The organism is Streptomyces sp. S.PB5, from assembly GCF_030403745.1.
Lineage (GTDB): Bacteria > Actinomycetota > Actinomycetes > Streptomycetales > Streptomycetaceae > Streptomyces.
In genome coordinates this window covers 737,186-758,799 of record NZ_JAQMWP010000002.1, presented here as the reverse complement: position 1 = coordinate 758,799, position 21,614 = coordinate 737,186, and the positions used below count along the sequence as shown (strand labels likewise).

Genomic DNA, 21,614 nt, shown 5'->3' with positions numbered 1-21,614 from the left:
GTGCTAGTGGATGCTCCTCAGAGCGTTCTCGAGGATCGCGGCGCCTTCCTCGGCCTCCGCGACGGTGAGGGACAGGGGCGGTGCGATCCGCAGGGCGCTGGTGTTGTGGCCGCCGCCCTTGCCGAGCAGCAGACCGGCCTCGCGGGCCGCTTCGAGCACGGCGGACGCGGCGTCCGGATCGGCCCGGTCGGTGCCGGGCCTGACCAGTTCGATGCCGATCATCAGCCCGCGCCCGCGCACCTCCCGTACGCCGGGTGTCTGCGCGGCGACGGCCCGCAGCCGTTCGATGAGCAGTCCGCCGACGCGCCGGGCGTTGCCCTGGAGGTCGTGCTCCAGGAGGTACGACAGGTTGGCGAGCCCCGCCGCCATCGTGATCTGCGTGCCGCCGAAGGTCGAAATGCTGTTGGCGTCCAGGCAGTTCATGATCTCGGCGCGGGCCACGACCCCGCCGATGGACATGCCGTTGCCGATGCCCTTGGCGAAGGTGACGATGTCGGGCGGCCCGGAGGCGCCGTGTGCCTGCCAGCCCCAGAAGTTGTCCCCGGTCCGGCCCCAGCCGGTCTGCACCTCGTCGGCGATCCAGAGGATGCCGCGCTCGGCGAGCACCTCGCGGAAGGCGGCGTACAGGCCGTCCGGGGGTGAGGTGAAGCCGCCGACGCCCTGGATCGGCTCGGCGATCAGGGCCGCGGGCGGGCGGGTGTGACCGAGGAGGTCGGTGAGGTCGTCGACGCAGGCCGCGATGAAGTCGTCGTCGCCGAGGGCGGCGTACGGGCCGCGGGTGCGCACGCCGCCGTGGACGTACAGCGTCTGGAGCGGGGACAGCGAGGTCGGGGACCAGCCGCGGTTGCCGGTGATGCCGACCGCACTGAAGGAGCGGCCGTGGTAACTGTTGCGCATCGCCAGGATCGTGTTGCTGCGCCGGTAGGCCGTCGCGAGCAGCAGGGCGGTGTCGTTGGCCTCGGTGCCGGAGGTGGTGAAGAAGACACGGGCGTTCGGGATGCCGGACAAGTGGGCGATGCGCTCGGCGAGTTCGACCATCGGCCGGTTGAGGTAGAGCGTGGACGAGTGGATGATCCGGCCGGCCTGCTCGCTCACCGCCTTGGTGACCTCGGGGAGCGCGTGCGCGGTCATCGTGGTGAGGATGCCGCCGAAGAAGTCGAGGTACTTGTTGCCGTCGGCGTCCCAGACGTACCGGCCCTCGCCGTGGGTGATCTCCAGCGGGTCCTCGTAGTAGAGGGCGAGCCAGTCGGGCAGGACGGCCCGGTGACGGCCCAGCAGATCCTTGTTGCTCATGGCTGTACCAGCCCCTCGTAGGCGTCGGGCCTGCGGTCCCGGTAGAAGGCCCACTGCTGCCGTACCTCTTCGATGAGGTCGAAGTCGAGGTCCCGGACGACGAGTTCCTCCTCCTTGTCGCTCGCGGTGTCCCCGACGAACTGGCCGCGCGGGTCGACGAAGTACGACGTGCCGTAGAAGTCGTTGTCGCCGTACTCCTCGACGCCGACCCGGTTGATCGCGGCGACGAAGTACTCGTTGGCGACGGCCGCGGCGGGCTGTTCGAGCCGCCACAGGTAGGAGGAGAGGCCTCGGTGGGTGGCCGAGGGGTTGTAGACCAACTGGGCTCCGTTGAGCCCGAGTTGCCGCCAGCCCTCGGGGAAGTGCCGGTCGTAGCAGATGTATACGCCGACCTTTCCCACGGCCGTGTCGAAGACCGGCCAGCCCGCGTTCCCCGGCTTGAAGTAGTACTTCTCCCAGAACCCCTTGACCTGCGGGATGTGGTGCTTGCGGTACTTGCCGAGGAAGGTGCCGTCGGCGTCGATCACGGCGGCGGTGTTGTAGTAGAAGCCGGACTGCTCGACCTCGAAGACCGGTACGACGACGACCATGCCGGTCTCACGGGCGAGTTCCTGCATACGCCGGACGGTCGGCCCGTCGGGCACGGGTTCGGCCCAGCGGTAGTGCTCGGGCTCCTGGACCTGGCAGAAGTAGGGGGCGTTGAACACTTCCTGGAACCCGATGATCTTCGCGCCCTGCCGGGCCGCCTCCCGGGCGTGCTCCTCGTGTTTCGCCACCATGGACTCGGTGTCGCCGGTCCAGGTGGCCTGGACCAGAGCGGCACGTACGACGTTGGCCATGAGCTGCTCCTTCGACGGGACCTCAGAGCCTCTACGCCCGTAGATGCAGGTCGTAGAGGGTCGAAAGTAAGCCTCCCCGACAGCCTTGCCAAGACCATCGTCGTTAACCCGCTGAGTCGATCACGTTTCACACTCTCGTGGGTGAGCGAGGAGTGCTGCGGCTGCCCTGGTCAGGCCGTGAAACCGGCGACCCGGAGCGCATGGACGAGGTCCCAGCGCCGGTCCTCCGAGACCCCCCGGGCGGCCTCCAGGAGCAGCGGTACGAGCGTCTGCGGCCCCGGCGCGGCGCTGCGGGCGGCCTCTTCCGGCGTACGCACCCGCACGTAGGCGTCGAGCAGGGCCCGCACCTCCCGCCGGCGCCCCTCGCCGAGCAGCCCGAGCACGGCGGTCCCGATCTCCTCGGCGGGCCGGGCCACGCCCTGCCGCAGGATCTGCTCCCCGTCGCCGCCGCGTCCGGCCCCGGTGAGCGCGTCCGCCGCGGCGACCAGCCGCTCGGCGGGCAGCGAGGCGGCCTCCCACAGCAGGGTCGCCCAGTCGTGTCCGAGCCCGGCACGCTGCAGTTCCCCGGCGAGCAGCGGAAAGCGGGCGGCGGGCCAGTGGGCGGCCTCGACGAGCAGCGCGTGCGCCTCGCCGCTGCGCCCTTCCGCCCGCAGCCGCACCAGCGCCTCGACGGCCCGCACGACCTCCCGCCCGTCGGCCGCGCCCAGCGCCTCGGCCTGCGGCTCGGCCGTCTCCACGGGTTCATCGGCGGCCCCGGCGAACCGCGCCCCGCGCGGGGTACGGCGCCGGCCGGCGGGAGCCGGCAGCGTGGGCACGACGGTCGGCGGTACGACGACGGGGGCGGCCTCCTCCTCGACGATCCCGGCGAAACGTGCACTGCCGCGACGCCGCTTGCGCTGCTTGGGGGCGGGCTCGGGAGCGGGTTCGGGGGCGGACGGCACCTCGACGGTGGCCGCGTCGACATGCTCACCTGCGGCGGGCCCTCCGGTGTCGGCCGCGCCGGGGTCGGGCGCCTCGAACGGACGGGGTTCAGCGGTGTGGGCGGGAGCGCCGTGGGAGCCGTCGGCCGGAGCACCACCGTGCCAGTCGGCTCGCGCGGCGCTCGCCGGGTCGGTCGCGGCCCCCGGAGCACCGGCCCCCTGCCAGTCCGGCCCCGCGCTCCCTCGGGCCCCGTCCGCCCGGGCCCGGCCGCGGCCGCCCGGGCCGCGACCGCCGTCCGGTCCGCCCCACGCCGCCTCCGGCGTCTGCTCGGGCCCGGCGGCCTGCCCGTCCCGCCAACCGCCCTGGTCGGCGGCCTGGCGGTACGGCGATCCGCGCCAACCGTCCCGGTCCGGGGTCTCGCCGTACTGCGGCCCGTCTCGCCGACTGTCCCGGTCCGGGGCCGCGCCGTACTGCGGTCCGCCCTGCGGGCCCGCCGCCTCTGCGGCCGTGCGCGCGTCGCGCTGCCGCGGCATGCTCGGGTTCCGGTCACTCCCGTGGGCCGCGCCCTCCGCGCCGCCCGTCGCGCCCGGCCCGTACTCGGCCTCGATGCGGAACCGGCCACCCGCGCGTCCTCGGCGGATCGCCTGCGCCTGTCCCTGCACCGAACGGTCGCCCAACCGCTCCATCCGCCGCCGGAGTTCCGCGCAGCGTGCCGTCGCGCGTTCGTGGTCGTCGTGGGCCCAGGCGAGGTCGAGGCGGATGGCGTCGGCGGACTCCTGGGTGGTCGCGGCGGCGAGGCGGCGGCTCAACTCGGCCTGACGTTCGGCTGTGTAGCGCTGTTCGCGGAGCATGACGTCGAGCCGGTCGCCGAGGTCGTCGCGGCCGCCGGGGCGGGCGTCGAAGGCGGCCAGGGCCTCGGCGTGCAGTGCGCGGGCCTGGTGGGATTCGGGTTCGGCGGCCTCGTGGCCGTACTCGGTGGCGAGATCCTGCAGCAGGGCCTCCACCACGTCCCAGGGCGGGACTTCACGTCCTTCGAGACAGGCCTGCATGCCGTCCGGGTCGCGCTGCCAGAAGACCGCGCACCAGCCGCCGCCTTGATCCAGGCGGCCCAGAAGTCCGTTCAGGTAGCGTGCGAACTCCCGGACCCGACCCGGGAGTTGATCCACTCCCATTGCTCAACTCCCGCCAGACCGGAGTACTTCGGTCCGTAAGACAACACCAGCAGTGTTACGAAGAGGCTACGGGGAGTTTTCGGACTGGACGCAGAGTGCGCCTCCCCTGCCGGAACGTGACGTGCGGCAGTCGACGCAAGCGTGCCGTCACACGGCGGCCGGCGCGCACCGTCCCGCGATCTCGTCCATGGACAGCCCGAGCGCCTCGGCCAGCGCGGCCACCGTGAAGAACGCCGGGGTCGGCGCCCGTCCGGTCTCGATCTTCCGGAGGGTCTCGGCGGAGATGCCGGCGCTCGCCGCGACCGCGGTCATGCTCCGCTCGCCGCGCGCCTCGCGCAGCAGCCGGCCGAGCCGCTCGCCGCGTTCGCGCTCTTCGGGGGTCAGTGGGGTGCGCACCATGAGCCCATTCTAATACCGGTATAGTAATTGGCATGGTGGAGCTCAAGACGGACACATCTATCGACGCCATGTACGAGGCCGGACAGGTCGTGGGGCGTGCCCTCACCGCCGTGCGCAAGGCCGCCGACGTGGGCGTATCCCTGCTGGAACTGGACGAGGTGGCGCACGACGTGCTGCGGGAGGCGGGCGCGTCCTCGCCCTTCCTCGGCTACCGGCCCTCCTTCGCACCGACCGCCTTCCCGGCCGTCCTGTGCGCCTCCGTGAACGACGCGATCGTGCACGGCATCCCGACCCGCTACCGGCTGCGCGACGGCGACCTGGTCTCGGCGGACTTCGGCGCCGAACTGGGCGGCTGGGTCGGCGACTCGGCGATCAGCTTCACGGTCGGCACCCCGCGCCCGGCCGACGTACGCCTGATCGAGACGGCGGAGCGGGCCCTGGACGCCGGCATCGAGGCCGCCGTCGTCGGCAACCGCATCGGCGACATCGCGCACGCGATCGGCACGGTGTGCCGGGCCGCCGGCTACGGCATCCCGGACGGCTTCGGCGGACACGGCATCGGCCGGCGTATGCACGAGGACCCGGGCGTGCCGAACGAGGGCCGCCCCGGCCGCGGCATGAAACTGCGCCACGGCATGGTCCTGGCGATCGAGCCGATGCTGATCGGCGGCGGCACCGACGGCTACCACGCGGACGCGGACGGCTGGACCCTGCGCACCAACGACGGTTCCCGCGCGGCCCACGCCGAGCACACGGTGGCGATCACGGACGCCGGGCCCCGCGTCCTGACGGCACGCTGAGTCGATCCGCGTCCCACCGTCGACACCGCCCTGCTGCACGTCGAGCAAGCCCCCGGCCCGCCGCTTCACCGCCGTCCGCCACGAGGTCGGCGCCGTCGACCGGCAGCCGCGGGTGCGCAAGGTGCTGAGCGAGCCGGCGCCTCCGGGAGGAGCACTGACGGGAAGCCCCCACGAGCCGCTGGACAGGCCGCGGAAGGCCCCACCGGAAGTGCCCGGTCCGCCCATCCGTGGGAAGGTGTTGTACGAACGCGCGCCCCAGGTGTAACCGGCTGCCACCCGGTTACCCGACCCCGGCACGTCGATCAGCGAGGGTGTCCCCATGCCCGCGCGGGGACGCCGGATGGGAACGGCCATGACCAGCGGCTACAGCGGACCGGAAGGCTACGACCCCTTCGGCGAGTTCCTCGCCCGTTTCTTCGGCGGTCCCAGGCCCGGTCCCCGGCAGATCAACATCGGCCGGCTCCTGAGCCAGCCCGCCCGGGAGCTGGTGCGCGGGGCCGCCCAGTACGCCGCCGAGCACGGCAGCCGGGACCTGGACACCCAGCATCTGCTGCGGGCCGCGCTGTCCGCCGAGCCGACCCGGTCGCTGCTGAGCCGGGCCGGCGCGGACCCGGACGAGCTGGCGACGGAGATCGACGAGCGGTCGGGGCCCGTACTGCACCCGCCCGGCGAGGTCCCGCCGCCGACCTCGCTCTCCCTCACCCCGGCCGCCAAGCGCGCCCTGCTGGACGCGCACGACCTGGCCCGGGCCCGCGGCACCGGCCACATCGGCCCCGAGCACGTCCTGAGCGCCCTGGCCGCCAACCCCGACTCGGCGGCCGGGCACATCCTCAACTCCGCGCACTTCGCCCCGGCGGGCCTGCCGCCCGAGACGGCACAGGACGCCGGCCGGCCGGGCACCGAGGCGCCCCGCAGCACCGGCACCCCGACCCTCGACAAGTACAGCCGCGACCTCACCGACCTGGCCCGCCAGGGCCGTATCGACCCGGTGATCGGCCGGGAGCAGGAGATCGAGCAGACCATCGAGGTGCTCTCCCGGCGCGGCAAGAACAACCCGGTGCTCATCGGCGACGCGGGCGTCGGCAAGACCGCCGTCGTGGAGGGCCTCGCGCAGCGCATCTCCGAGACCGACGTGCCGGACGTGCTGATCGGCCGGCGGGTCGTCGCCCTGGACCTGACCGGGGTGGTCGCGGGCACCCGCTACCGGGGCGACTTCGAGGAACGCCTCAACAACATTGTCTCCGAAATCCGCGCCCACTCCGACGAGTTGATCGTCTTCATCGACGAACTGCACACCGTGGTCGGCGCGGGTGGCGGCGGCGAGGCCGCGTCGATGGACGCCGGCAACATCCTCAAGCCCGCCCTGGCCCGTGGCGAGCTGCACATCGTCGGCGCGACCACGCTGGAGGAGTTCCGCCGGATCGAGAAGGACGCGGCGCTGGCCCGCCGCTTCCAGCCCATCCTGGTCCCCGAGCCGTCCGTCGCCGACACCCTGGAGATCCTGCGCGGCCTGCGCGACCGCTACGAGGCCCATCACCAGGTCCGCTACGCCGACGAGGCCCTGGTGGCCGCCGTGGAGCTCTCCGACCGCTATCTCACCGACCGCCGCCTGCCCGACAAGGCGATCGACCTCATCGACCAGGCGGGCGCCCGGGTGCGCCTGCGCGCCCGCACGAAGGGCACGGACGTACGCGCCCTGGAGCGCGAGGTCGAGGAGCTCACCCGGGACAAGGACCAGGCGGTCGCGAACGAGAGTTACGAGCAGGCCACGCAACTGCGCGACCGCATCACGGAGTTGAAGCAGCGCATCGCCGAGGCCACCGGACAGGACGAGGCCGACGAGGGACAGCATCTGGAGGTGACGGCCGAGGCGGTCGCCGAGGTGGTGTCACGGCAGACGGGCATCCCGGTCGCCAGCCTCACCCAGGAGGAGAAGGAACGCCTGCTGGGCCTGGAGGACCACCTCCACCAGCGGGTGGTCGGCCAGGAGGAGGCGGTGCGGGTCGTCGCCGACGCGGTCATGCGCTCCCGCGCCGGCCTCGCCAGCCCCGACCGGCCGATCGGCAGCTTCCTCTTCCTCGGCCCGACCGGCGTCGGCAAGACGGAACTGGCCCGCGCCCTCGCCGAGGCCCTGTTCGGCAGCGAGGAACGCATGGTCCGCCTGGACATGAGCGAGTACCAGGAACGCCACACCGTCAGCCGTCTGGTGGGCGCCCCGCCCGGGTACGTCGGCCATGAGGAGGCGGGGCAGCTGACCGAGGTCGTCCGCCGCCATCCGTACTCGCTCCTGCTCCTGGACGAGGTCGAGAAGGCCCACCCGGACGTCTTCAACATCCTCCTCCAGGTCCTCGACGACGGCCGCCTCACCGACTCCCAGGGCCGTACGGTCGACTTCACCAACACGGTCGTCGTGATGACCAGCAACCTCGGCTCCGAGGCCATCACGCGCCGCGGTGCGGGCATCGGCTTCGGCGCGGGCGGCGCGGAGGCGGACGAGGAGGCCCGCCGCGAACAGATCCTGCGGCCGCTGCGGGAGCACTTCCGCCCGGAGTTCCTGAACCGCATCGACGAGATCGTGGTCTTCCGCCAGCTCACGCAGGAGCAACTCCGCCGGATCACCAACCTGTTGCTGGAAGGAACCCGCCGTCTGCTGCACGCGCAGGGCATCACGGTCGAGTTCACGGACGCGGCGGTCGACTGGCTGGCCGAGCGCGGCTACCAGCCCGAGTACGGCGCCCGTCCCCTGCGCCGCACGATCCAGCGCGAGGTGGACAACAGGCTGTCCCGCCTCTTGCTGGACAACCGGGTGAAGGAGGGCGGCCGCGTGACGGTGGATGTCACGGGCGGGCAGCTCGAGTTCCGCACCGAGGACGAGCCGCCCGCCCCTGAGCTGTGACTACGGCGCCGGGTACACCACCTGCGCCGAGCCGCCGCCCCGTCGTACGGTCTCGGCGGCCGCCAGCCACTTCCCGCCCGGCAGTCGCTGCACGCCCGTGGCCGCACCGATCTCGGCGTTGAGCCGGAACCCGTGCCCGAGGGCCTCCAGCTGCGTCCTCAAGTCGCTGTTGTAGAGGGCCGGTTCGAGTTCCGTCGTGGTCTGGTTGCGCTGGCTGGCGCGCGGCGCGGCGATCGCGTCGACCAGCGGCACCCTCTGATCCACGAACTGTGTCAGCGTCTGCAGCACGGTGGTGATGATGGTCGCGCCACCGGGCGAACCCAGCGCCACCACGGGCTTGTTGTGCTGGTCCAGCACGATCGTCGGTGAGATCGAGGACCGCGGCCGCTTGCCGGGACCCGGCAGATTCGGGTCGTGCACGGCGGGGTTGGCGGGAGTGAAGGAGAAGTCCGTCAGCTCGTTGTTGAGGATGAACCCGCGCCCCGGCACCGTGATCCCGCTGCCACCGGTCTGCTCGATGGTGAGCGTGTAGGCGACGACGTTGCCCCACCTGTCGGCCACCGTCAGATGCGTGGTGCTCTCCCCCTCGTACGTCGTCGGCGCGGGCGTCCCCGTCGAGCCCGGGTCGCGCGGGTCACCGGGCGCCACCGGGCTGGTCAGCACCGCGTCGTCCTTGATGAGCGCGGCCCGCTGATCGGCGTACGACTGCGACAGCAGCCCCTGGGTGGGTACGTCCTCGAAGGCGGGGTCGCCGACCCAGCGCCCGCGGTCGGCGAAGGCGATGCGGCTCGCCTCGATGTACCGGTGCAGGTACTGCACCTCGCTCGCCTTCGAGAGGTCGGTGTTCTCCAGGATGTTGAGCGCCTCGCCGACGGTGGTGCCGCCGGAGGAGGAGGGCGCGATGGAGTAGACACCGAGTCCGCGGTACGAAGTCTTCGTGGGCGCCTGGAGTTTGGCGCGGTAGGACGCGAGGTCCTTCTCGGACAGCTCGCCGGGGCGGGCGTTCCAGCCGGAGGCCGGGTCCACGGGCGGGTCGTTGACGGTGTCGAGGATGTCGTCGCGGAGGTCTCCCCGGTAGAGCGCGTCGACGCCCTTCCTGCCCAACTCCTTGTAGGTGCGGGCGAGATCGGGGTTCTTGAAGGTGGAGCCCACGACGGGCAGCGCACCGTTCGGGAGGAACAGCTCGGCCGTGTCCGGGAAGTAGCGGAAGCGGGTCTCGTTGAGGGCGGTCTGGGTGCGGAAGGTGTCGTCGACGGTGAAGCCGTCGCGGGCGATCCGCTCGGCCGGCCTCAGGACCGTGCCGAGTCTTCTGGTCCCCCACTTGTCGAGGGCCGTCGCCCAGGTGGCGGGCGTGCCCGGGGTGCCGACGGCGAGCCCGCTGCTCACGGCGTCGGCGAAGGCGAGCGGCTTGCCGTTCTCGACGAAGAGGTTCGCGTCGGCGGTCAGCGGGGCCGTCTCCCGGCCGTCGATGGTGTGCACCTTGCGGGACTTGGCGTCGTAGTAGACGAAGTAGCCGCCTCCGCCGATGCCGGCGGAGTAGGGCTCGGTGACGCCGAGCGCGGCGGCCGTGGCGACGGCGGCGTCGACCGCGTTGCCGCCCTTCTTCAGCACCTCGATGCCGGCCGCGGAGGCGTCGAGGTCGACGCTGGCGACCGCGCCGCCGTATCCGACGGCCACGGGGGCCTTCTGCGGTGTGGAAGCGGCGGGCGTCGAGACGGCATCCGGCGGAGCCGTCGCCCCCACCGACACCACGGCGGCCGAGACCGCCAGTACCGACAGTTTCCGCGCGACAGGGCGACGCATGCGTACCTCCAGGCCGGGACCGTCCGCGCAGCGTAACCACAACACCGAGGCCCCGACAGCCCCATTCAGGGCAGCCGTCATGAGACCGCCACACTTCGAACACCGGTACGTACCAGCCATGTCGGCCCGCTAGCATGCGCGCCCATGAATGACGACGTGCGCAACATCGTCCTGGGCGTGGTCGCGGCCGGCATCAGTGCCGCCCTCGGCTGGGTGGCTCGTACCTATCTGTGGAAGCGGAAGCTCCGCAGGAAGCAGGCGTTCTTCGGGCTGCCGGACAACTCCGAGTCCCTGCTCGTCGTCAACCGTGACGCCGGCAGCTCCGACCTCGCCGTGCACCGCTACGACGTCTTCGCACTCCTGGAGCTCTCCGCGCTCATCAAGGACTGCGGGGCGCACGCCGAGGTGATCACCCAGGACGCGGCGCGGCAGGGCTTCGGGGAGCGCACGGAGTTCTGCGTCGGCGGCCCGGGGTCGAACCGGCGGATGGCGGCGCACATGCACGCCATGCTGCCCGGGGTGCGGGTGAACACCGACCCGGAGCCGGGCCCGGACAAGCTGGCGTTCCAGATCGGCAGCGAGCGCTACCGCATGGAGAAGGGCCTCGTCGAACACGTCCTGCTGGCCCGCCTCACGGCCGGCCAACCCGGCCTGTCGCGGCCCGTGTTCCTCTTCTGCGGCCAGACCGCCATCACCAACCAGGCCGCCACCCGCTATCTCGCCCGCAACCATGAGCGCCTGGCCCGCAAGTACGGCAACAACGCCTTCGTGCTCCTGCTCAAGGTGGTCAACTCACAGGCGTACGGCCCCGATGTCGCCGAGCTGGTCGCGGACGTGACCCGCGCAGCCCAGGCCCCGCTTCCCACCCCGGCGGCTCCCCGGAACTCCCACCGCGCCTCCTGAATTCATCCACAGGACAACAATCGTTACTCCCACGTAACTTACCGACGGGTTACCTCCGGTAAGAGGTCGAGGTTACCGTCTGGTCACTTTGCACTTACACGAGTGAGGAGTGACAAGTGGGACACCATCGCAAGGCCCTGCGCACGACCGCCGTGGGCGCCGTCTCCGCGACGCTGATCGCCGGTGGCGTCCTCGGCGCGGCCCCCGCCGCACAGGCCGCGACAAGCGTCCGGTTCGTCGACATCACCGGCGAGGGCGGCACCGTCCTCAAGGCGAACGTCGTCACCCCGGCGGGCGCCGACGGCAGCCGTACGTACCCGCTGCTCGTGCTGCCGACGAGCTGGGGCCTGCCCCAGGTCGAGTACTTCGCGCAGGCCCAGAAACTCGCGAACTCCGGCTACATCGTGCTCAGTTACAACGTGCGTGGCTTCTGGCAGTCCGGCGGGGAGATAGAGGTGGCGGGCCCGCCCGACATAGCCGACGCCCGCAAGGTCATCGACTGGGCGCTCGCCAACACCCCCTCCGACGCGAGCAAGGTCGGCATGGCGGGCGTCTCGTACGGCGCCGGCATCAGCCTGCTTGCCGCCGCACACGACCAGCGCGTCAAGGCGGTCGCGGCGCTCAGCGGCTGGGCCGATCTGATCGACTCGATCTACTCGGGCCGTACACAACATGTCCAGGCGGGCGCGCTGCTGGACGGCGCGAGCCTGGTCACGGGGCGGCAGAGCGCCGAACTCCGGGAGATCTTCGACAACTTCTACGCCTCCGACCTGTCCGACGAACAGGGCATGATCAATTGGGGGAAGAAACGTTCGGCCGCCACATATGTGGATCAGCTGAACAAGAACGGCGCCGCGGTCATGCTGGCCAACGCCTGGGGCGACACGGTCTTCCCGCCCAACCAGTACGCCGACTTCTACGAGAAGCTCACCGGCCCGAAAAGACTCGAATTCCGCCCCGGTGACCACGCCACCGCCGAACTCACGGGCCTGTTCGGCCTGCCCAACGATGTGTGGACCGACACCGAGCGCTGGTTCGGCCACTACCTCAAGGGCGAGGACAACGGCATCGACAAGGAGCAGCCGGTCCGGCTCAAGTCCCGCTCGACGGGCGGCTACGAGGGTTACCCGGACTGGAAGTCGGTCGGCGCCACCCGGAAGAAGATCGCCCTCTCCGGCACCACCACGATCCACACCAACGTCGACTCGGGCGCGAACGGCGGGGTCGTCTTCCTGTCCAGCATCCTCGACCAGCTCGCCCAGCTGCCCCCGGTCGCCTCGATCCCTCTGCTCCCCCGCACCTGGGCGGCGGTATGGCAGTCGGGGAAGTACCCGACGGCCCAACGGGTCCGCGGCACCACCGAGTTGCACACCACGGTCACCCCCACCAAGGAGAGCGGCACGCTCGTCGCCTACCTGTACGACGTGGGGCCGCTCGGCCTCGGCAAGCTGGTGAGCAACGCGCCGTACACCTTCCACGGGCAGACGCCCGGCAAGCCGTTCGGTGTGGACCTGGAGCTCTACTCCACGGCCTACGACGTCCCGGCGGGGCACCGGCTCGCCCTGGTCGTCGACACGGTCGACCCGCTCTACATCGAGCACAACCCGTCCGGCGCGCGGCTGACCTTCTCCTCGCCGGAGAACGACCCGTCGTACGTGTCGATCCCGCTGCGCGAGCAGTGATCTCCGGCCGGCGCCGGGCGGGTATGGCTCTGTGAGCTGCCACCCCCCTACGGTCTCGGGGCCGTGGGGGGATCCCCACCGGGCAGCGGCGTCCCCGGTGGGATCACCGTCACCACGGGGATGAACGGCACATCGTAATAGAGGTTCGGCACGACGGACCTGCTCGGGTCAGTGCGTGAGGATCTTGGAGAGGAAGTCCTTCGCGCGCTCGCTGTCGGGGTTGGTGAAGAACTCCTCGGGCGCGCGGTCCTCGATGATCCGCCCGTCGGCCATGAAGACGACTCGGTTGGCGGCCGAGCGGGCGAAGCCCATCTCATGGGTGACCACGACCATCGTCATGCCCTCGCGGGCGAGCTGCCGCATGACCTCCAGGACCTCGTTGATCATCTCCGGGTCGAGGGCCGAGGTCGGCTCGTCGAAGAGCAGGGCCTTGGGCTCCATGGCGAGGGCGCGGGCGATGGCCACACGCTGCTGCTGGCCACCGGAGAGCTGCGCCGGGTACTTGTCCGCCTGGTCGGCGAGGCCGACGCGGTCGAGCAACCGGCGGGAGCGCTCGTCGGCCTCGTCCTTCTTGCGCCCCCGGACCTTGACCTGGGCCAGCGAGATGTTCTGCAGGACCGTCTTGTGGGCGAAGAGGTTGAAGGACTGGAAGACCATGCCGACCTCCGCACGGAGCTGCGCCAGCGCTTTGCCCTCCTCCGGCAGCGGCCGCCCGTCCAGCAGGATCTCGCCGGACTGGATGGCCTCCAGCCGGTTGATCGCCCGGCACAGTGTCGACTTTCCCGACCCGGACGGGCCGATGACGACGACCACCTCCCCCTTGCCGACGGTGAGATTGATGTCCTGCAGGACATGCAGCTCCCCGTAGTACTTGTTGACGTCACGCAGCTCGATCAACGGATCGACGGCCATGCCCAGCCCTACCCACTCTCAGCTGTGTCGCGATTGCCGCAAACTATCCAGACAAGAGTGGAGTTAATGCGCGACACGCACTTTTCGGTCATTAGCCGTATTTACACCCCTCTTATGCGCCCTCTTCCCCGCCCCCTCCCCTACGCCTCCGCCACCTCGGCATACAGCTGGGAGAGTTCGGGCACCCCGCTGGCCGCCCACTCGTGCCCGTCGGCGACGACGTCGAACTCACGGCCGGAGGCGAGCAGGATCACCGGCTGCCCGTCGGATCTGATGCCCCACCGGGCCCCCTCCACGGTCCGTACGATCACCGTCCCGAGATACAGCCCGGCGTCGTTGCCGAGCCACTCCAGGACCTCCTCGTCGTCCCGCCAGCGGGGCACCAGCTGGTCCAGCGCCTCCAACGAGGCAGCCGTGTCGTCGAGTTGGACGCCCGACCGCTCCGCCTGGCGGCGCAGCAGCTCGCACTCGGAGAGCAGTTCGGCGATGCCCTCGGCGTCGTGCGCCTCGGGTTCCTTGCGGCGGTGGCCGAGAAAAGGGATCTTCATACGCCCAGCGTGTCATTGGCACAGGGCCTGGCACCACAGGCGCGCGGGGGGTCGATTCCGGGCGACTTCACGCCGAGTTCGGGCATGGCTCGTTGACGGGCCACCCCTGCCTCCTTAACTTCACGGAGCGTCTCGGGTCTCGTCCTGACCGGTACCGAACGGGGGATCAGGGTCCTGGTGCTGGCCGGCCCGGGACGGGCGGTGGCACCGGAAACGGTTCCGGCGGTGCCGGCCGCGCCGAGAACACAACCCCTGCCTCTGGAACGGCTCTTCGACAACACCGCGGTCAGTGACGACACCCGGCCCGGTGAGGCGGACTTCGACGGTTCGGGCGCCTCGCTGTCGGCCCAGGACCTGGCGGCAGCGGGCTGGACTCCCGGCCGGGCCCTGACCGTGCAGGGCGCACGGCTGACCTGGCCGCGGCGGGAACCGGGCGTGCCGGACAACGTGCGGGCCGCCGGACAGTCCGGGGGGTGATCGGCCGGGGCGACGCGCTCGCCTTCCTGACGGCGGGCACGGACGGCACCGCGGTGACGGGCACGGGCGTTGTCTCGTACGCCGACGGCAGCAGCTCCTCGTACCGCCTCACCGCCCCCGACTGGCGCACCGGCCCCCTCGCCACGAAGGCGGTGGCGCTGCCGCATGTGAACACACCCGGCGGCCAACTCACCGAGCGGACACGGCTGTACGTCGTGACGGTCCCGATCGTCCGAGGGCGACCGGTGGCCTCGATGCGGCTGCCCGACTCGCCGGGCCTGCATGTGTTCTCGCTGTCCGTGCGGGCCATCACGGCCGACTGGAGCGGGAGTTGGGCGGCGGCGACCGCCGGGTATCCGTCGGTCGGGCCGTGGAGCGACCGGACGCTGCGGCTGGTGGTGCACACCTCGGTGGACGGGCCCCGGGTGCGGCTGCGGTTCGACAACACCTTCGCGGCGGCGCCGGTGCGGATCGGGAGCGCGACGGTGGGCGTGCGGGAGTCGGGCGCGGCGGCGCGGGACGTGCCGGTGGCGGTGCGCTTCCAGGGGGCGGCGGGTGTCGAGGTGCCCGCCGGGGCGCAGGCGTTCAGCGATCCGCTCGACTTCGAGGTGCCCGCGGACACCGATCTGCTGGTGAGCTTCCATCTGCCGGGGACGGTCGCGGCGGCGCCCGTGCACCGGCTCGCACAGCAGCGGTCGTACGTCAGTGAGGCGGGCGACCACACGGCGGACGGCTCGGCGACGGCGTACACGACCGTCCTGACGAGCCGGCCGCTGCTGACCGGGGTGGACGTGGGCGGCGGGCCGGGGTCCCTGGTGCTGCTCGGGGACTCGATCACCGACGGGGACCGGTCGACGGTGGACGCCGACCGGCGGTGGCCCGATGTGCTGGCCACACGGCTGCTGGCGCAGGATGTGGTGCCGCACTACGGGGTGCTCAACCAGGGGATCTCCGCGAACCGTGTGCTCCTGGACCGCTATCCCGGTGACGGGGTGTCCGCGGACACGGGCGGGGTGAGCGCGCTGCACCGGTTCGACCGGGATGTGCTCGCGCAGACGTCGGCGCGTACGGCGGTCGTGTTCCAGGGCGTCAACGATGTGCGGTGGGGGGCGACGGCGGACGAGGTGATCGCGGGGCTGCGGGAGATCGCCGACCGGGGGCATGCGCGCGGGCTGCGGATGCTGGCCGCGACGATCCTGCCGTGCGAGGGCGAGGCACGCTGCACGGCCGCCGTGGACGCCGAGCGGGTCGCCGTCAACGCCTGGATCCGGGACGCCGGCGTGTTCGACGGCGTCCTCGACTTCGACGGGGTGGCGCGGGACCCGGACCATCCGGCGCGGATGCTGCCCGCGTACGACAGCGGGGATCATCTGCATCCGGGGGACGCGGGTCTCGCGGCGCTCGCGGACTCCGTGGACCTTGGGTTGCTGTAGGGGCTAGCCGTAGGAGCTAGACGTCCAGGTCCACGACCACCGGGGCGTGGTCCGACGCGCCCTTGCCCTTGCGCTCCTCCCGGTCCACGTACGCGTCCGAGACGGCCTTCGCGAACGGCTCGTTGCCGTACACGAGGTCGATGCGCATGCCGCGGTTCTTGGGGAAGCAGAGCTGGCGGTAGTCCCAGTAGGTGAAGGGGTGGTCGTACTTCAGGGGGCGCGGGACGACGTCGGACAGGCCCGCCTCGCGCAGGGAGGCGAGGGCGGCGCGCTCGGCCGGGGTGACGTGGGTGAGGCCCTCGAAGGCGGCCACGTCGTAGACGTCGTCGTCGGTCGGCGCCACGTTGTAGTCGCCCAGGACGGCGAACGGGCGGCTGCCCGCGGCGTCACCGGCGACGGCGGCCTTCAGGGCCTCGAACCACTGGAGCTTGTAGGCGTAGTGCGGGTGGTCGACCTCCCGGCCGTTCGGCACGTACACCGACCACACCCGCACCGGGCCGCAGGTCGCGGAGATGGCGCGGGGCTCGGGGGCGCCGTCGTAGCCGGGGTCGCCGGGCAGGCCCTTGACGACGTCCTCCAGGCCCACCCGGGAGAGCACCGCCACGCCGTTCCACCGGCCCGTCGCGTTCACCGCCGCCTCGTAGCCCGCCTCGCGCAGCTGGTCGAACGGGAACTGCTCCTCGGCCAGCTTGGCCTCCTGGAGGCAGAGCACGTCGGTGCCGCTGCCCTCCAGCCAGGCCAGGAGCCTCGGCAGGCGGGCGGTGATCGAGTTCACGTTCCAGGTCGCGATGCGCATGCCTCACAACCTACCCGGACCCACTGACACTCAGAGTCCGGCCGGCACTCAGAGGTCGGCAGCCTCCCCGGGCGCCAGCCGCAGATGCTCCGCGCCGCCGAGGGCGCCGATCTGGTTGTCGTAGATCGGGCGGGCGAGGTCGGTGAGAAGGGCGTCGTGGATGTCGTACGCCCGCTGCGGCTTGAGCTCGCGGACGTAGTCGATGACCTCGGAGATCTTGCTCCAGGGGGCCATGACCGGGAGCATCAGCGTCTCGACGGGGTGGTCGGGGACGGTGAGGGCGTCGCCGGGGTGGAAGACGCGGCCGCCGTCGACGAGGTAGCCGACGTTGGTGATGCGCGGGATGTCGGGGTGGATGACGGCGTGGAGTTCGCCGTGGACCTGGACGTCGAAGCCGGCCGCGGTGAAGGTGTCGCCGTGGCCGACGGTGTGGACGCGGCCGGGGAAGGCGGTGGAGATCTTCTCCGCGACGGACTTCAGGGTCCAGATCTCGGCGGCCGCGTTGGCCTCCATGGCCGCGCGCAGCCGCTCCTCGTTGAAGTGGTCGGGGTGCTCGTGCGTGATCAGGATCGCGTCCGCGCCGACCGCGGCGTCCGCTTCGCTGAACCCGCCGGGGTCGAGGACGAGGGTGCGGCCGTCCTTCTCGAGGCGGACGCAGGCGTGCGACTTCTTCGTGAGCTTCATGGCCCCCATCCTGCCGCGCGGGCCCGCCGGGCGCTCACTCCTCGGGAGTCGTCTCCTCGCGGATGACCTGCTGGGCCACCTTGAACGCGCTGTTGGCGGCCGGGACCCCGCAGTAGACCGCCGCCTGCAGCAGCACTTCCTTGATCTCGGACGGCGTCAGACCGTTGCGCAGGGCGGCCCTCACATGGAAGGCGAGCTCGTCCATGTGCCCGCCCGCGACGAGGGCGGTGAGCGTGACACAGCTGCGGGAGCGGCGGTCGAGACCCGGCCGGTCCCAGATCTCGCCCCAGGCGTAGCGGGTGATGAACTCCTGGAAGTCCCCGGAGAACTCGTCGGCCTGCGCCAGCGCCCGGTCGACATGCGCGTCGCCGAGCACCTCACGGCGCACCTTGATCCCGGCGTCGTACGGATCGGGCCGTCCCCCGCCCACGACCGGCGCGGGCGCGGCGGGCGCGATCTCGGCGATCGGCGTGGTCTGCGGGGGCGAGGCCAGGACCGGCTTCAGGGCGGCGGCGGGGATGGCCGTCTGCCCGGTCGTGGAGTCGAAGGCGGGCTGCCAGGCGGTGGAGAAGTGCCGGACCAGGAGGTCGGTGACGGCCCCCGGCTGCTCCACCGGTACGAGGTGGGAGGCGCCGGGCACCACGGCGAGCCGCGCGTCCGGGATGCCCGCGACGAGGGTACGGGCCTCCGCCGGGCCGGTGACCTGGTCGTCGGAGCCGACCAGGACCAGGGTGGGCACGCCGACGCTGGCGAGGTCGGCCCGTATGTCGAAGGAGGCGAGGGCCTCACAGGCGGCGATGTAGCAGCCGGGGTCGGTGGTGCGGACCATCTGCACGGCCCAGTCGGTGATGGCGGGCTGCGTGGCGGCGAAACCGCCGGTGAACCAGCGGTCGGGGGAGGTACGGGCGATGGGGTCGAGCCCGTTCGTCCGTACGATCACGCCCCGCTGCCGGAACTCGTCCGGCGTGCCGAACCTCGGCGAGACCGCGATCAGCGCGAGCGAGGCGATCCGGTCCGGGTGGCGCAGGGCGAGTTCGAGGCCGATCGCGCCGCCGAGCGCGCAGCCCGCGTAGCCGAAGCGCTGGATGCCGAGTTCACCGAGGGTGCGCAGCAGCCGGGCGGTGAGCTCGCCGACCGCGACCGCGGGGTACGCGGGTGCGCCGCCGTGTCCTGGCAGGTCGAAGCGGAAGACCCGCCACTGCTTGGCCAGTTCGGGGACCTGGCGGTCCCACATGTGCCAGGTCGTGCCGAGCGAGGGGCCCAGGATGAGGACCGGGGCGTCTTCCGGGCCGTCGAGGCGGTACTGCAGGGCGGGGGTCTGCGTCTCACTCACCGCTCCACGCTAACCGCCGTTTCCGACGGCCCGGCCCCTGGGCCCCCACTCCCCACACGCGGCTCCCGCACATCACCGGGGAACCCTCACACGGCCTTCACTGCGGGAGGGGGGCGGGGGCGGTGCCGCGGATCGTGACCCCGAACCGGGCTCGCACCCCGGCGTCTACGGGGATACGGAGGGGTTGTCGGCCGGCGGTCCGGGTGGTGTGGCCCGGGTGGTGTGGCCCAGCCCTGGCCGCCCGGTCCGGGGCCGCCGGGTTGTCCTGTGCCAGGACTGTGGTCGTTGTGCGAACCGTGTCAGCCCTCCGGAGATGCGCCCAGGCCCGTCAGGGCGCCGACCGGGTCGAGGTCGGGGGTGCCGCGGGGCCACCAGTCGTCGGCGCCCGGGTCGGATTCGTAGGCGTACCACAAGCCGTCGCGGCCCAGGCGGAGTTGGACATGGCCGCGGGGGTGGGTGAGGCGGTTGCGCCAGGGGCGGAAGGCCGGGAGGTCGGCGGCGAGGAGGAGCGGGCGGGCCCGGTCGAAGCGGCCGGCCGGCGGGTCCCAGGGTTCCTCCAGGGCGGCGAGGCCCTCGAACCCGCCCTGCCGCCAGGCGGCGACCGCGCGTGCCAGGTCGGCCGGCGTGCGGTCGGCGGCGGTGGCGAGCGCGGCGTACAGCGAGCGGGTGGTGGCGGTCAGGCCGGAACCGGGGCGGGCCGCGGCGAGCCGCACCGCGTCCTGCCACAGCGTCAGTTCGGCGACCGGGTCATGTCCGGTGGCGAGCAGCGCGTGGGCCCGGCCGGCGGCGTCGGTCGCCAGCTGGTCCAGCGCGAACGGGTCCGGACCGCCCGGGGCCGCCGGGTAGGCCGGGGGCTGCTCGGGGTGCGGGGGCACCGGCGACGGGGCGGGCAGGGGCGGGAGCCGACGGGGCGCGAGCGCCTCGCTCGCGCGTACGCCCGGCAGCGGCGCCGGTCCCCTCTCCTGGACGGCACGGGCCGCGCGGGCGGCGCTCAGCCGGGACAGCGCGTCGAGCAGCTCGCGTTCGCCACGGCCGCGCAGCAGGAGCAGGACGAAGGGGTCGGCGTCGAGCAGGCGGGCGGTCTGATAGCAGAGGGCGGCCGCGTGCTTGCAGGGGTGGCCCCGGTCGGGGCAGCTGCAGTGCGGTTCCAGGTCGCCGGGCCCGGGGAGCAGGCGGACACCGCCCTCGGCGAGGGAGTGCGGCATCTCCTTGTCCAGCAGCGCCGCGATGTGCCCGGTCCGCTCGGCGGCGGCGTCCAGGAAACGCTCCCAGTCGGCGTCGTCGAGCGTGCGGAGGCGGACCTGCACGCGGTAGGGCCGGGGCCGGCTGCCCTGCACATAGGCCAGCACGAGACCCGGTGTCACCGTGATGGCGTCCACGTTCCCCTGCTCCGCGTAACCGCGTCCGCGCGCCAGCCGCTTGGCATCCAGCGCGCCCTTCTCGAGGGCCTCCACCCAGGCGTTGCCCCACCAGGTCTCGGCGAACCTGCCGTGGTCGCCGGTGCCGTCGGCGACCCGAGCCGCGAACGCCGGGAAGGTACGCCGGAGTTCACCGTCCCGGCCCGGGGCCGCCATGGAACGGGGGTGGCGGGGCGTCGCGGGTGCGGGCCAGTTCGAGGGGGAGGCGGCGGCAGGGGTTCGGTGCCGTGGGGGTGCGGGTGGAGCGGTGGTGGGGTCGGGGGCGGCGGAGGTGACGGGGGTATGGCGCGGCGGCACGCTGGGAGGCGCGGCGGGATCGGAGGCCGCATCGGTGGGGCGCGGCGGCACCCCGGGAGGAGCGACGGCCGGGTCGGAGGCGGATGCGGCATGGGGGTGCTGTGGCTCGGAGCCGGTGCGGGCGAGGTCGGCGTCGGACGTGGCGTGAGCCCGGTGGGACGCGGTCCCGAGTCGAGCGGGGGCGGAATCGGCGCTGTGCGGCTCGGAGTCCGTGTCCTGCGGCGCGCCGACGGGTGCGGCAGCCCACCACCTCGCCGGACCCGCCGGGTCCGTGACGTCAGTGCCACTCCCCCTACGGGCCCCCCGCTCGACGGCGGAGCCGGTGTCCCGCCCGGCCGTCTCCTCCCCGTCGTCGGGCATACGGAAGGCGTCGCTCATCAACTCCCGGACGACACGCGCCCGCTCGGCGGCGGTACGGCCACGTGTGCCGTCTCGGGGCGCCGGGGCGGACGGTGCGGAACGACGTGACTGTCCTCCGCGCTCACGCCCACCGGCGACGCCCTTGCGCCCGTCACCGGCCCCCTCCTCCCGCAGCCGCCGCGCCTCCGCACGAGCGGCACGCAAGGCCTCGCGGGCACGGTCCGCCGGGCGCGCGCCCGGCCGGGGACCGTCTCCCTCCCCGGCGGCCGGGGCGGCATGCGCCGCGGGGCCCTCCGCCGGTACCGCAGCCGTCCGGCCGGCCTCAGCCCCCTCCGCCGGTACCGCAGCCGCCCGGTCCGCCTCGGCCCCCTCCGAGGGCACTTCACCCGTCCGTACGGCCCCAGCACGCTCCCGCGGCACCTCAACCCGCCGGCCCGCCTCAGCGCCACCCGAGGGCGCTTCAGCCGCTCGACCGGCCTCAGCGCCCTCGCCGGGCACCCCAGTCACCCGACCAGCCCCGGCGCCCTCCGAGACCTCCCCGACGATCCGACCCACGTCAGCACCACCCGGGGGCAGCCCGACCGCTCGACCGGCCTCAGCACCCTCCGCAGGCACCCCAACCGCCCGACCCACGTCAGCACCACCCGA

At 72.5% G+C, this 21,614-nt stretch carries 15 protein-coding genes and 1 pseudogene; 5 read left to right on the top strand and 11 right to left on the bottom strand.

Annotated features, from left to right (window positions below):
* Nucleotides 1-3: 3 nt before the first annotated feature.
* The 4 genes from PH203_RS08150 to PH203_RS08135 all read right to left on the bottom strand — a co-directional run bounded on the left by PH203_RS08150 (nt 4) and on the right by PH203_RS08135 (nt 4,624).
* The gene (locus PH203_RS08150; RefSeq protein ID WP_289917979.1) at nt 4-1,293 is read right to left on the bottom strand and encodes an aspartate aminotransferase family protein; all 1,290 of its coding nucleotides are present in this window, start codon (nt 1,291-1,293) and stop codon (nt 4-6) included.
* Nucleotides 1,290-2,132 (bottom strand): nitrilase-related carbon-nitrogen hydrolase, encoded by an 843-nt coding sequence (locus PH203_RS08145; protein WP_289917977.1) that lies wholly within the window; start codon nt 2,130-2,132, stop codon nt 1,290-1,292. Before PH203_RS08145 ends, PH203_RS08150 begins: the two co-directional genes overlap by 4 nt.
* A gap of 170 nt (nt 2,133-2,302) precedes the next feature.
* On the bottom strand, nt 2,303-4,225 hold the full coding sequence (locus tag PH203_RS08140) for a hypothetical protein (RefSeq protein WP_289917975.1): 1,923 nt from the start codon (nt 4,223-4,225) through the stop codon (nt 2,303-2,305).
* 147 nt (nt 4,226-4,372) lie between these two features.
* Nucleotides 4,373-4,624: a helix-turn-helix transcriptional regulator gene (locus PH203_RS08135; RefSeq protein WP_289917973.1), complete on the bottom strand. Its 252-nt coding sequence runs from the start codon at nt 4,622-4,624 to the stop codon at nt 4,373-4,375.
* A 32-nt stretch (nt 4,625-4,656) separates the two neighbouring features.
* Between PH203_RS08135 and map the strand changes: the two genes are divergently transcribed.
* Nucleotides 4,657-5,424 carry a type I methionyl aminopeptidase gene (gene map, locus PH203_RS08130; RefSeq protein WP_289917971.1) on the top strand — a complete coding sequence of 256 codons (768 nt, stop codon included), beginning with the start codon at nt 4,657-4,659 and terminating at the stop codon, nt 5,422-5,424.
* A gap of 352 nt (nt 5,425-5,776) precedes the next feature.
* Complete coding sequence (locus PH203_RS08125) at nt 5,777-8,320, top strand: ATP-dependent Clp protease ATP-binding subunit (RefSeq protein WP_289917968.1); 2,544 nt, start codon at nt 5,777-5,779, stop codon at nt 8,318-8,320.
* On the opposite strand, the gene ggt is transcribed toward PH203_RS08125, so the two are convergent.
* The gene (gene ggt / locus PH203_RS08120; protein ID WP_289917966.1) at nt 8,321-10,123 is read right to left on the bottom strand and encodes a gamma-glutamyltransferase; all 1,803 of its coding nucleotides are present in this window, start codon (nt 10,121-10,123) and stop codon (nt 8,321-8,323) included.
* A 144-nt stretch (nt 10,124-10,267) separates the two neighbouring features.
* On the opposite strand from ggt, the gene PH203_RS08115 reads away from it, so the two are divergent.
* Both PH203_RS08115 and PH203_RS08110 read left to right on the top strand, forming a co-directional pair.
* Nucleotides 10,268-11,026, top strand: coding sequence for a hypothetical protein (locus tag PH203_RS08115; RefSeq protein ID WP_289917965.1), 759 nt, complete (start codon nt 10,268-10,270; stop codon nt 11,024-11,026).
* Nucleotides 11,027-11,142: 116 nt separating this feature from the next.
* Nucleotides 11,143-12,708: a CocE/NonD family hydrolase gene (locus PH203_RS08110; RefSeq protein ID WP_289917964.1), complete on the top strand. Its 1,566-nt coding sequence runs from the start codon at nt 11,143-11,145 to the stop codon at nt 12,706-12,708.
* A 168-nt stretch (nt 12,709-12,876) separates the two neighbouring features.
* Here the strand turns inward: PH203_RS08110 and PH203_RS08105 are convergent, their stop codons facing one another.
* Both PH203_RS08105 and PH203_RS08100 read right to left on the bottom strand, forming a co-directional pair.
* The gene (locus PH203_RS08105; protein WP_289917962.1) at nt 12,877-13,620 is read right to left on the bottom strand and encodes an amino acid ABC transporter ATP-binding protein; all 744 of its coding nucleotides are present in this window, start codon (nt 13,618-13,620) and stop codon (nt 12,877-12,879) included.
* Between the two features lie 140 nt (nt 13,621-13,760).
* On the bottom strand, nt 13,761-14,168 hold the full coding sequence (locus PH203_RS08100; RefSeq protein WP_289917960.1) for a DUF6278 family protein: 408 nt from the start codon (nt 14,166-14,168) through the stop codon (nt 13,761-13,763).
* A gap of 201 nt (nt 14,169-14,369) precedes the next feature.
* On the opposite strand from PH203_RS08100, the pseudogene PH203_RS08095 reads away from it, so the two are divergent.
* Nucleotides 14,370-16,078, top strand: a pseudogene (locus PH203_RS08095) (SGNH/GDSL hydrolase family protein).
* 16 nt (nt 16,079-16,094) lie between these two features.
* On the opposite strand, the gene PH203_RS08090 reads toward PH203_RS08095, so the two are convergent.
* The 4 genes from PH203_RS08090 to PH203_RS08075 form a co-directional block, all read right to left on the bottom strand.
* Nucleotides 16,095-16,874 carry an exodeoxyribonuclease III gene (locus PH203_RS08090; RefSeq protein WP_289917958.1) on the bottom strand — a complete coding sequence of 260 codons (780 nt, stop codon included), beginning with the start codon at nt 16,872-16,874 and terminating at the stop codon, nt 16,095-16,097.
* Between the two features lie 48 nt (nt 16,875-16,922).
* Entirely contained in the window at nt 16,923-17,558 is a 636-nt protein-coding gene (locus PH203_RS08085; RefSeq protein WP_289917956.1) for an MBL fold metallo-hydrolase, read from the bottom strand.
* A gap of 34 nt (nt 17,559-17,592) precedes the next feature.
* Nucleotides 17,593-18,891 (bottom strand): 4-carboxymuconolactone decarboxylase, encoded by a 1,299-nt coding sequence (gene pcaC, locus PH203_RS08080; protein WP_289917955.1) that lies wholly within the window; start codon nt 18,889-18,891, stop codon nt 17,593-17,595.
* Nucleotides 18,892-19,190: 299 nt separating this feature from the next.
* On the bottom strand, nt 19,191-21,347 hold the full coding sequence (locus PH203_RS08075; RefSeq protein ID WP_289917951.1) for an SWIM zinc finger family protein: 2,157 nt from the start codon (nt 21,345-21,347) through the stop codon (nt 19,191-19,193).
* Nucleotides 21,348-21,614 lie beyond the last annotated feature (267 nt).